This is a genomic window from Pigmentiphaga litoralis (genome assembly GCF_013408655.1).
In the GTDB taxonomy this organism is placed as follows: Bacteria; Pseudomonadota; Gammaproteobacteria; order Burkholderiales; family Burkholderiaceae_B; genus Pigmentiphaga; species Pigmentiphaga litoralis_A.
The window spans coordinates 910,536-922,511 of record NZ_JACCBP010000001.1 but is presented as its reverse complement, the minus strand read 5'-3'; the positions used below and the strand labels follow the sequence as shown (position 1 = coordinate 922,511).

Annotated in this window: 9 protein-coding genes; 3 read left to right on the top strand and 6 right to left on the bottom strand. The window is 63.9% G+C overall.

Translation table 11 applies throughout. The features are described from left to right. Positions 1-43 precede the first annotated feature (43 nt). From HD883_RS03980 to mctP, 3 genes are all read left to right on the top strand, one after another. Complete coding sequence (locus HD883_RS03980) at positions 44-1,018, top strand: LysR family transcriptional regulator (protein WP_179587721.1); 975 nt, start codon at positions 44-46, stop codon at positions 1,016-1,018. 88 nt (positions 1,019-1,106) lie between these two features. Beyond that, positions 1,107-1,286, top strand: coding sequence for a DUF3311 domain-containing protein (locus HD883_RS03975; RefSeq protein ID WP_179587722.1), 180 nt, complete (start codon positions 1,107-1,109; stop codon positions 1,284-1,286). Then, on the top strand, positions 1,286-2,785 hold the full coding sequence (gene mctP, locus HD883_RS03970) for a monocarboxylate uptake permease MctP (RefSeq protein WP_179588753.1): 1,500 nt from the start codon (positions 1,286-1,288) through the stop codon (positions 2,783-2,785). The genes HD883_RS03975 and mctP overlap by 1 nt, the downstream gene beginning before the upstream one ends. Before the next feature lie 163 nt (positions 2,786-2,948). Here mctP and HD883_RS03965 read toward each other — a convergent pair whose 3' ends face one another. The 6 genes from HD883_RS03965 to HD883_RS03940 all read right to left on the bottom strand — a co-directional run bounded on the left by HD883_RS03965 (position 2,949) and on the right by HD883_RS03940 (position 11,929). Continuing rightward, a complete protein-coding gene (locus HD883_RS03965) occupies positions 2,949-4,913 on the bottom strand; it encodes a PhoX family protein (protein WP_179587723.1) in 1,965 nt (654 codons plus the stop codon). Positions 4,914-5,140: 227 nt separating this feature from the next. Beyond that, a complete protein-coding gene (gene nadS / locus HD883_RS03960) occupies positions 5,141-5,425 on the bottom strand; it encodes a NadS family protein (RefSeq protein ID WP_179587724.1) in 285 nt (94 codons plus the stop codon). Beyond that, positions 5,422-5,775, bottom strand: a complete 354-nt coding sequence (locus tag HD883_RS03955; RefSeq protein ID WP_179587725.1) for a type II toxin-antitoxin system RelE/ParE family toxin — start codon at positions 5,773-5,775, stop codon at positions 5,422-5,424. Before HD883_RS03955 ends, nadS begins: the two co-directional genes overlap by 4 nt. A 257-nt stretch (positions 5,776-6,032) precedes the next feature. Beyond that, complete coding sequence (locus HD883_RS03950) at positions 6,033-7,484, bottom strand: efflux transporter outer membrane subunit (RefSeq protein WP_179587726.1); 1,452 nt, start codon at positions 7,482-7,484, stop codon at positions 6,033-6,035. A 19-nt stretch (positions 7,485-7,503) separates the two neighbouring features. Beyond that, positions 7,504-10,710, bottom strand: coding sequence for an efflux RND transporter permease subunit (locus tag HD883_RS03945; protein ID WP_179587727.1), 3,207 nt, complete (start codon positions 10,708-10,710; stop codon positions 7,504-7,506). Positions 10,711-10,729: 19 nt separating this feature from the next. Further along, a complete protein-coding gene (locus HD883_RS03940; RefSeq protein WP_179587728.1) occupies positions 10,730-11,929 on the bottom strand; it encodes an efflux RND transporter periplasmic adaptor subunit in 1,200 nt (399 codons plus the stop codon). Between the last annotated feature and the right edge of the window lie 47 nt (positions 11,930-11,976).

Here is an 11,976-nt window from a genome sequence, read left to right as displayed (position 1 = left end):
ATAATCCAACACAATCCGCACGGGCTGTGCGATATTCCGGACAATGAAAATCGACCTGAATGACTTGGCGGCGCTGGCTGCCGTGGCGCGCGCTGGCGGCTTTCGTGAAGCCGCCCGCACGTTGAACACCAGCCCGTCCGCATTGAGCGATGCCGTGCGCCGGCTGGAAGAACGCCTGGGGGTGCGGCTGCTGAATCGCACCACCCGCAGCGTGGCCCCGACCGAAAGCGGCGCCGCCCTGATCGTGCGGCTTGGGCCCGCGTTGTCGGAACTGGAAGCCGCGGTCGATGCCGTCAAGGAATTGGAAGGCCGCCCTGCCGGCACCCTGCGGCTTAACGTACCGATCAGCGCCGCACGGCTCGTGTTGCCCGCGATCGTGCCGCATTTTCTGGCCGCGTACCCCGCCGTCAAACTGGATGTGGTGGTCGATGACAGCTTTGTCGATCTGCTGCAGGAAGGCTGCGACGCCGGCATCCGTTACGACGAAAGCCTGGCGCAAGACATGATTGCCGTACCCATCGGACCGCGCGTGCAGAAACTGGCCACGGCCGCGTCGCCGGCTTACCTGAACCGTCGCGGCCGGCCTGTCCATCCCCATGATCTGATGCAGCACGATTGCCTGCTTGGGCGGTTTCCCAGCGGTTCGATGCCTGCCTGGCAATTCGAAAAGGACGGCAAGGTCGTGCGCGTCGAACCGAGCGGCCCCCTGACCGTGCGCATCGGCGCCGCGGTGGACCTTGCCGTCGATGCCGCGATTGGCGGCGTCGGCATCGTCTATCTGTTTGAAGACTGGCTGCGGCCGCACTTCGCCAGCGGCGCGCTGGAACCGGTGCTGGAACCCTGGTGGCAGCCGTTCTCCGGACCCTTCCTGTACTACCCCGGTCGGCGACTGGTGCCTGCACCACTGCGCGCCTTCATTGACTTCATCAAGGCCGAGCCGCAGGGCGTGACGTCCGCCGCAGCCTCTGACCAGACGTCCGCTCCAGTCCGGCGGCGTTCCGGCCGCGACTGCGGTTAACAAAATAAACCTTTTGAGTTGCACGCGATTTAGGTGCAGGATTTCGTAGTCAGTCTGCCTTCCCTATTCCCTTTACAAGGTCATGGTCATGTGGATACTGCTTTTCCTTCCCTTCATCGGGCTGCTGTGGGTGCCCTTCTATAACCACGAGCTGCCATCCCTGTTCGGCTTCCCTTTCTTCTACTGGTATCAATTGGCGTGGGTGCCCATCACCGCGTTCATCACCTGGCTGCTGTATCGCCGCCATATCCAAAAGGAAGGTGAATGATGGACGCCCAGATCAATTGGACCGCGCTGTGGGTCTTCCTCTTTTTCTTCGTCCTGGTGACCGTGCTGGGCTTTGGCGCGTCACGGTGGCAACGGGGCACCAATTCCCATCAGCATCTGGATGAATGGGGCCTGGGTGGCCGGCGATTCGGCACGTGGATCACCTGGTTCCTGGTCGGCGGCGACTTCTACACGGCCTACACGGTCATTGCCGTGCCGGCCCTGGTGTACGCGGTGGGGGCCTATGGCTTTTTCGCCCTGCCCTACACGATCCTTGTCTATCCGATCGTGTTCCTGATCATGCCGCGGCTCTGGACGGTCGCGCAAAAAGCCGGGCACGTGACGGCGGCGGACGTCGTCTATGGCAAGTTCAAATCCAGGCCCCTGGAGCTTGCGATTGCGGTCACTGGCGTGGTGGCCACCATGCCCTACATTGCGCTGCAACTGGTCGGCATGGAAGTGGTCATCAAAGCCTTGGGCTTGACGGGTGAACTGCCGCTGGCCGCGGCCTTCGTCATCCTGGCGCTCTACACGTATTCCGCCGGTCTGCGTGCGCCCGCGCTGATTGCGTTCGTCAAAGACCTGATGATCTACATCGTGGTGCTGGTGGCGATCGTCCTGGTGCCCGCCAAACTGGGCGGTTACGGCGCCGTGTTCACGTCGGCCAGCGACGCCTTTGCCGCCAAGGGGGGCGCGACCGGGCTGTTCCTGCAGCCGCAACAGTTCCTGCCCTACGCCACGCTGGCATTGGGGTCGGCACTGGCCGCGTTCATGTACCCGCACACCTTGACGGGCATCTTTGCCGCCAAGAGCGCGAACACGATCCGCAAGAACGCTGTCTTCCTGCCTGCGTACACCTTGCTGCTGGGCCTGATCGCGTTGCTGGGCTACATGGCGCACGCCGCCAACCTGAAGGTGCAGACCAACAACGACGTGGTGCCCGCGCTGTTCAACGCCCTGTTCCCGCCGTGGTTCGCGGGCTTTGCGTTCGCTGCGATTGCCATTGGCGCGCTGGTGCCGGCCGCCGTGATGTCGATCGGCGCGGCCAACCTGTTCACCCGCAACTTCTGGAAGGCCTATGTGAACCCGCAAGTCACACCGGCTGGCGAAGCCAAGGTGGCCAAGCTGGTGTCGCTGGTCGTCAAGGTGGGCGCGCTGGTGTTCATCCTGTTCCTTCCGACGCAGTTCGCGCTGGACCTGCAACTGCTGGGCGGCTTGTGGATCCTGCAGACCTTCCCGTCCGTGGTGCTGGGTCTGTTCATGAACCGCTTTCGCAGCACGGCATTGCTGTGCGGCTGGATCGTGGGCCTGGCCGGGGGCAGCTGGCTGGTGTTCAAGGACGGCATCAAGCCGGTTCACACGTTCGTGATCGGCGGCGATCCGTACAGCATGTACACGGGCCTGGTCGCGCTGATCGTGAACCTGATCGTCGTGGTGATCGTGCAGTTCATTCACGACCGGGTGTCGCCGGTCAAGGTGACGGCGCCGGTCGGAACATGATGGGATCGGTAGTGGCATAAAAAACGGGGACAGGCCTGGATGGCTGTCCCCGTTTTTTTTATTGCTGACGGATGGGGGTCGGGGCCACGACGTCGTTCAAGCCCCGACTCCGCCAGCGCACTGACATCGCCAATGCTCGGACGCCATCATGCTGCTCGCGTTATCACGCCTTGGCCAGCTTGATGGCCGACGGCGCTGCCGTCAGGTAGCCCACCGCGCTGCCGAAGCGGTCCTTGTAGTTCGCGCGCACCAGCGGATCCAGCGTCGGCTTGACCTTGTCATGCAAGCCGGCTTCCCAATCGCCCACGTGCTGGAAGTTGCTCATGATGTACGTGAAGCCGTAGATCGAATCCACCGCGTGCAGGCCGGTCGACTCGGCGCCCGACGGGCACGACAGCACCCGCGCCAGCACCTTGGTGTCGACGTTGTAGGCCCACAGGAAGTTGTTCACGTGCATGCTGCTGTCCTCGCCAATGAACAGCGTGCGCAGCGTTTCCGAAAACTTCAGGTTGTCCGGATTGCCCAGCTTGTCGGGATTGGCCAGGTTGCCGAGTGCATCGGCGGCAGCCAGGTCCTCGCCCACCAGCGCGGCCGGCGCGGCCATGTCCACCGGCACCCAGGCGCTGTCGATCGCGGCGCCCGCCGTGTCCTTCTGGTTTGAGGTCATGTTCAGCGCATACACGGCGCCAGCGCTGATCGCCTTGTCCACCGCCACATCGGTCGACGCGGCATTGCCCTTCACCATCGACTTTTCCACGCGCGACATGGCCGAGTACAGCACCTTGTCCTTGATGTTGACCGTCGTGCCTTCCAGCTTCGTGAAGCCCATGCTGCCGCCGACCAGGGCCGCGTAGCGATGCGTCTCCAGGTAGGCCGCGGCCTTCGTCATGCCCGGCTTGATACGGATCCAGTTGAACGTGCCATTGAAGTTGATCTTGGTGAACGTGGTGTCCGCCGGATCCGCCGTGCGGACGTCCATGATGTCCGTCGACTTCAGGCTCTTGGCCATCGCTTCGATTTCGGCGCTGGTCGCGTTGCCGATCTTGATCCAGGTCAGCTTGGCCGACCCCGCGCCCGCCGACGACGTCTGCGTCCACTTCGCGACATACAGCGCGCCCGACGACAGATCGGCCGCCTTGTCGGCGATGAACATGAACAGGCCGCCGTTGGTCGCATCGTCGCCCATCAGCACCGTGCGCTGGTCCGGCATGACCTGCACCAGTTCATGCGAGATGCGGCCCAGGCAATAGTGCTTCTTGATCGTGCCCGTGCCATCCGGATTCACCGTCACTTCCGGCAGGTGGCCATAGTTGTACGGATTGGCGGTCGTCTCATTGCCATACAGGCTCTTGCTGAACGCCTTGAACTGCGCGTTGGTGGCAATGGTGCTGGCGTCCGGTTCGTACTCCTCGCTAGACAGATGCGTATTCCACGGCGACAGGCTGGCGCCACAGGTGATCCACAGACCGTTGACCTTGGACGTATCCACGTTGTGATACTTGACCAGCGTCAACGCGCCCGTCGTCTTGTCTTGGTCCAGCGTCAGCACCGCAATCGGCGACGGCAACTGGCCGTAGACCGACGCCAGGCTCTGGTCACGCGACGTGTATTCGAACTGCACCACCGCGAACACGGTGTTGCCCTTCACGCCTGGGACGGCAGGATTGGCCAGCGTCAGCAGCGAGCTGCCGTCGGGCGAATCCGAAAAGAACTGACGCTCCTTGCCGGCGACGGAACGATCGATGATCGGCTGGTTGTTGATGTCCACATAGCCGCCGCTCAGGATCGTGCCGCCCGCGCCATTCGGCACCAGGTCGCCCGTCACAAAGAATGGCTGATACGACAGCGCGTAGGTCTGCGCGGTGCCATCGCTGTACGTGACCTTCAGGCTCGAACCCACGGTGGTCGTGGCCATCTGCGCGGCATTGGCCAGCGACGGCGCGGCCATCGGCGTGAAGGTGGCCGACTGGAACGTCACGCCCGGCGCCGGGGTGAAGTCATTGTCATCGCCGCCCCCACAGGCAGCCAGCAGCGACGCCGCCGACACGGAGCCGGCAAGCGGCAGGATCGGTGCGCCAGCCAGGGCCTTGAGCAGGTTGCGGCGGGAAAGATTCAGGGTATCGACCATCGTTACGTTCCTTGGTGAAAGCGGAAGGCTTTGAACGGAACGAAGTCTATGGATGCCGTATGACAGTTTGGGGAATATGAGACGTCGCACAAAATTCACTTGAAATTTGCGCGAAACCGACATTCAGGTGGGCGTCAGATTATGTTCAGGACGATGTCAGGGGGGTGATGGCACGCCTGGAAGATGCGTGGAAATGTTCTGCGACGTTGTGCCGCGCGCGGGTACGTTCAAGCAAGCGCGTCCATGACCGCTTGTGGATTGCGCTCGATCACATTGAGCAACACAAGCGCGGGTCCGCGGGGTGTGCGATCGCCTCGCTCCCAATGCCGCAAGGTCGCGGTCGAAAACCCAAAGCGAGAGGCAAACTGCTCTTGCGTCATGCCAACCTTCGCACGCACGGCCTTCACATCCACGGCACGCGGACGGTGGACGCGTACGCCCCGCTCGTCGCCCCGTGCGTGTGCGATGGCCTCTTGAAGTCCCTGCTTGATATCGTCGAACGCGGTGCTCATACCTTCTTCCCTTTACCTATCTGGACCAGTACGTTGACCAATCCCGCTAACTCATTGCGCTCGCGCTGCGTGAGATTGGCTTTGTCTCCCTTTGCGTAGAGAGACAACAAGTAGAGCGGCATCAACTCGTTATGGAAGTAATAGATGACGCGGACCCCGCTGCTTTTTCCTTGACTGCCACGACGCCAACGAAGCTTACGCACGCCGCCCGTGCCTTCCATCACATCGCCCGCCTTGGGATGTTCGGCCAGGTAGGTAATCAGATCATGGCGCTCCGTCAGGCTCATGAGCGTATCGGCCGAACGAGAGAAAGTAGGCAGTTCAGCAATGCCTAGCAGTGGATCAATCATCGGTTAGTGTAATCCAATGGATTATACGGTCGTCATTCCTAGAGCAAGCAAGCAGTGCCTGGAATGGACAAAGAGTCGATGATGGTTACCGTCTGCCACGGCCTCGTCTATGCGGGAAGGCCGTTATAGATCTCACAGTCAGGCCGATGCAGAAAAATGATGAAATGCATCGCAAGAAAAACCGCGCGACCTTGCGGTTCGCGCGGCATAAGAGCAGGGGAAAGGACAGCCATCGGGGTCGATTGGCCAGGCGTGGATCACCCCTCCGGCAACGACCACCCTCCCCCCAGCGCGCGAATCAGATCCACGGCGGACCGTGCGCGCTCGCCATCCAGCTGCGCCGACGTGCGGCGCTGCACCAGCACCGTCCGGTCGGCATCGATCACGTTCAGGTAGCTGACTGACCCTTCGCGATACTGCAGTTGCGCAATCCGCGCGGCACGGGTCGACCCTTCCACGGCGGCGTCCTGCTCGCGCGTCTGCTGCGCCAGCAGGCGCAAGTTCGCCAGGTTGTCCTCGACCTCGCGGAAGGCGTTGAGCACGGTCTGGCGATACTTGGCAACGTCTTCTTCATACACGGCGCGGGCGTTGGCCAGGCCGGCTTCGCGGCGGCCGCCGTCGAAAATCGGGATCGACAAGGCGGTGCCGACCAGCGGGCCGAGCAGGAAGGCGCGGCTGGACCACTGGAACAGGTCGCCCAATTGCGACGACTCGTAGCCCAGGGCGCCGGTCAGGTTCAGGCGCGGAAAGAACGCGGCGCGGGCGGCGCCGATGCGGGCGTTGGCGGCGGCCATGGCGCGTTCGGCGGCGGCGATGTCGGGCCGGCGTTCGAGCAGGGACGATGGCAGGCCCGCCGGGACGCCGACCGCGATGCGGGTCAGCGGCTGCGGGGCCAACGTGAACTCGGCGGGGGTCTTGCCAAGCAGGATCGCCAGCGCATGTTCGGACGATGTCCGCATGCGTTCGATGCCCAGCGCATCGGCGCGGGCCGACGCGAGTTCGCTACGTGAGCGGGCCAGGTCGAGTTCGCTGATGTCGCCTTCGTCGTAGCGGCGCTGGATCAATTTCAGGGTCTGCTCACGCAGCGCTACCGTGCCGGCATACAAGGCCTGTTCGGCGTCGCGTTCGCGGATCTGGAAGTAGGCTTGCGCCACGTCGGCCTGCAGCACAAGCCGCACCGATTGGAACAGGGCTTCGCTCTGTTGGGCGTCCGCTGTGGCGGCGCTGACGTTGGAGGCGACGCGGCCGAACAGGTCCGCTTCATAGGCCACGCTGGCCTGCGCGCGCCACAGCGTCGTGGCGTTCGTGTCGCCGTCGGCGCCCAGGCCGCGAGATGCGGGCGACGGGCGCTGGCGGGTCGGGCCGACGCCGGCATCCACCGTTGGCAGGCGGTCGGCCTGGGCATTGCGTTGCAGCGCCCTGGCCTGCTCCAGCCGCGCGGCGGCGGCCTGCAGGTCCTGGTTGGCGGCAAGCGCGTCGGCTTCGAGCGCGTTCAGCACGGGGTCGTTGAACACCGTCCACCATTCGCCGCGCGCCACGGCTTCGGACGGTTCGGCGGGTTTCCATTGGTCGCCGACCGGCGGCGGGGCTTCCTTGAAGGCGGCCGGGGTCGAGACCTCGGGCCGGTCGTACACGGGGGCCACACTGCACCCGGCCAGGATCAGCAGCGATGCCAGCAGCGCCGATCCGGTCTTGAGAGTCGAAATCATGATGCATCTATCCTTGGATTCAATGGCCGGGGGCGACGACGGGAGGGACGCCATGAGGCGCAACGTGCGGCGCGGCATGGGGTGCGGCGGACGTCAGCGACCGGCCGCTCATCTTGCGCAGCAGCACGTAGAACACCGGCGTCAGGAACAGGCCGAACAGGGTCACGCCGAGCATGCCGAAGAACACCGCAATGCCCATTGCATGGCGCATTTCCGAACCCGCGCCGCTCGACAGCACCAGCGGCACGACACCCATGATGAACGCGATGGACGTCATCAGGATCGGGCGCAGACGCAAGCGGCTGGCTTCGATGGCGGCGTCAACGATCTTGGCGCCTTGCAGTTCCAGTTCGCGGGCAAATTCCACGATCAGGATCGCGTTCTTGCACGCCAGTCCGACCAGCACCATCAACCCGATCTGCGTGAAGATGTTGTTGTCGCCATCGGTCAGCCAGACGCCGGTCAGGGCAGCCAAAAGGCCCATCGGCACGATCAGGATTACGGCCAGCGGCAGGGTCAGGCTTTCATACAAGGCGGCCAGCACTAGGAACACCAGCAGGACGCTGATCGGAAACACCCACATGCCGGCATTGCCTGCCAGGATCTGCTGGTAGGTCAGGTCGGTCCATTCGAACTTCACGCCGGCGGGCAAGGTTTCGGCCGCGATCCGTTCGATCGCTGCCTGGGCCTGGTTGGTCGAATAGCCGGGCGCCGGGCCACCGTTGATGTCGGCCGCCGTGTAGCCGTTGTAGCGAACCACCATTTCCGGGCCGAACGTATCCGTGACCTTGACCAGGGACGAGAGCGGCACCATGTCGCCCGACCGGTTGCGGGTCTTGAGTTGCAGGATGTCGTCGGCGGTGGCACGGAACGGCGCATCGGCTTGCGCCCGTACCTGGTACACCCGGCCAAAGCGGTTGAAGTCGTTCACGTACAGCGACCCCAGGTAGATCTGCATGGTGTCGAACACGTCGGTGACGGGCACGCCTTGCTGCTTGGCCTTGACGCGGTCCAGGTCCACGTCCAGTTGCGGGACGTTGATCTGGTAGCTTGAAAATCCGGGGCCCAGTTCAGGCGCCTTGGCGGCGGCTTTCAGGAAGTCCTGCGCGGCCGCATCGAGCTTGGCATAGCCGACTGCACCTCGATCTTCCAGTTGCAGCTTGAAGCCGCCCATGGTGCCCAGCCCCATGACCGGGGGCGGCGGGAATACCGCGATGAAGGAATCGCCGATCGCGCCGTACTGCTTGTTCAAGGACGCGGTAATCGAATCGGCGGTCAGGCCGGCCTTGTGGCGTTCATCAAAGTCCGTCAGGGTCACGAAGACAATGCCGGCGCTCGAACTGTTGGTAAAGCCGTTGATCGACAGGCCCGGGAAGGCAATGGCGTTGGATACGCCCGGCTCTTTCAGCGCGATGTCGGTCATGCGGCGGATCACCGCGTCGGTCCGGTCCAGCGACGCGCCGTTGGGCAGCTGCGCAAAGCTGATCAGGTATTGCTTGTCCTGCGCCGGCACGAAGCCGCCCGGCACGATGTACGAGATCCCGATCGTGGCCGCAAGCAGCACCGCGTACACGACCATCGACGCACCCTTGCGCGAGATGGCACCCTTCACGCCGGTGGCGTACCGATCCGACGCGCGGCCAAAGAAGCGGTTGAAGCCGGCAAAGAAACGGCCCAGCACCTTGTTGATGCCACGGGTCAGCCAATCGGGCTTGTCGTGATGGCTGCGCAGCAGCAAGGCGGCCAGCGCGGGCGACAGGGTCAGGGAGTTGAAGGCCGAGATCACGGTCGAAATCGCGATCGTCATGGCGAACTGTTTGTAGAACTGCCCGGTCAGGCCGGTCATGAAGGCCAGCGGCACGAACACGGCAACCAGGGTCAACGAGATCGCGACGATAGGACCGCTCACTTCCCGCATGGCCTGGTAGGTCGCCTCTCTGGGCGTCAGGCCGTCGGCAATGTTCCGCTCGACGTTCTCGACCACCACGATGGCGTCATCGACCACGATCCCGATGGCCAGCACCATTCCGAACAAGGACAGCGCATTGATCGAGTAGCCGAACGCCAGCATCAGCGCAAAGGTACCGACGATCGACACGGGCACGGCCACCAGCGGAATGATGGACGCGCGCCAGGTCTGCAGGAACAGGATCACGACCAGCACCACCAGCAGGATGGCTTCGATCAGGGTGTGGACCACCGCCTTGATACTGGCGCGCACGAACTGCGTGGGGTCGTACATGATGCTGAATTCAACCGAGTCGGGAAATTCGGCCGACAGTTCCTTCATCGTCGCGCGCACCTGATCGGACACGGCCAGCGCGTTCGCGCCGGGCGCCTGCAGGATGGCAATCGCCACTGCGCTCTTGTTGTCGAGCAAGGCGCGCAAGCCGTATTCGGAAGCCGCAAGTTCCACCCGCGCCACATCGGCCAGGCGGGTCACGCTGCCGTTGTCGGAGGTCTTCAGGACGATGTCGGAAAACTCTTCTTCGGTCGTCAGACGGCCTTGCGTGTTCACCGACAGCTGCAAGGGCTGGCCCGGCAGGCTGGGCGACGCACCGATCACGCCGGCGGCCACCTGCACGTTCTGCTCGCGAATGGCGGCAATGACTTCGGGGGCCGTCAGGCCGCGCTGCGCGACCTTGGCCGGATCCAGCCACACGCGCATGGCGTAGTTGCCCGATCCCCACAGCACGACTTCGCCCACGCCCTGGATCCGGGCAAGCCGGTCCTTGACGTTGATGACCGCGTAGTTGCGCAGGTAGGTGTTGTCGTAGCGGTCGTCTGGCGAGATCAGGTGCACCACCATCGTCAGCGTGGGTGAACTCTTGACGGTCGTGACGCCCAGGCGCTGGACGTCTTCAGGCAGCCGCGGCAAGGCCTGCGACACCCGGTTCTGCACCAGTTGCTGCGCCTTGTCGGGGTCAATGCCCAACTTGAAGTTGATGGTGATCGTCAGGTTGCCGTCGCTGTTCGCCTGCGACTGCATGTACAGCATGTCTTCGACGCCGTTGATGGATTCCTCAAGCGGCGAAGCCACCGTTTCGGCAATGACCTTGGGGTTGGCGCCCGGATACTGCGCGCGCACCACGACGGACGGCGGCACGACTTCGGGGTATTCCGAAATCGGCAACTGGAACACGGCCAAAAGGCCTGCCAGCACGATCAGCACGGACAGTACGCCCGCGAAGATCGGCCGGTCGATAAAGAATCGGGAGATGTTCATGATGACTTCTTATTGAGGTTCACACGCGCTTGCGAGCAACGTCGCCGGCGACCGGTGCACTGGGATTGCCGGCCATCGGCACGACACGCGGGGTGACGGCGTCGCCCGGGCGTACGCGCTGCAGCCCGTTGACGACGATGCGATCGCCGGCCTTCAAACCGGATTCGACGATGCGCAGGCCGGACTGGTTGGCGCCGACCTTGATCTCGCGATAGGCGGTGCGGTTCTTGTCGTCCACCACCAGCACGAAGCGTTTGTCCTGGTCGGTGCCGATCGCCTTTTCGTCGATCAGCAGACCGTCACGCGGCGAACTGCCACCCAGCTGGATGCGGGCATACAGCCCGGGCAGCAAGCTGCCATCGGCGTTGTCGAACACGGCGCGCACGCGGATCGTGCCCGACGACGTATCCAGGCGGTTGTCCACCGACGCCACGCGGCCTTCACGCGAATAGCCCGATTCGTTCGCCAGCCCGAGGTGCACCGGGATCACGCTCTTGGACGAGCTGCGTGCCGGATTGATGTACTTCAGGAAGCTTTGTTCGTCGACGTCGAACGACGCATACAGCTTGGACACCGACATGAGCGTGGTGAGCGGCTGCGACGCGGCGCCCGCGGCCACGACGTTGCCCAAGGTGACTTCGGCGCGCGACACGCGGCCGGCCACCGGCGCGGTAATGCGGGTGTATTCCAGGTTCAGGCGGGCGGCTTCCAGGGCCGCCTGCGCGGCCTGCAGATTGGCGGCGGCTTCACGCGACGCGTTCTGCTTTTCTTCGTAGTCGCGGCGGGCCACGGCGTTGTCGGCCAGCAGGCGTTCGGCGCGCGCCATGTCATTGCCGGTCCATGACGCGCGGGCTTGCGCGGCGGTGACTTGCGCCTGGGCGCGCGACACTTCGGCGGCATACGGGCGGGGATCGATGGTGAACAGCGGGTCGCCCTTCTTGACCAGGCTGCCGTCTTCGAAATGGACTTGCACGATGCGGCCGGACACCAGGGGCCGGATGTCGACACGGTCGATCGCTTCCAGCCGGCCGGAATAGTTCTGCCAGTCGACGATACGACGGGCGACGACTTCGGCCACATCCACCTGCGGCGCAGCCGGCGCCGCGACGGCTGGGGGAGTATCTTCGGCCACCGCGTAGACGCAGAAGGCGGTCAGCCCGCCGGCGGCGATGAGCGCGGCGACGGCACTGGCCGTGGCACGTTGCTTGAACTTGATCATAGGGATTCCTTGGGTGGGGGTTCGGGAAGGAAAAAGGAAGGACGGCC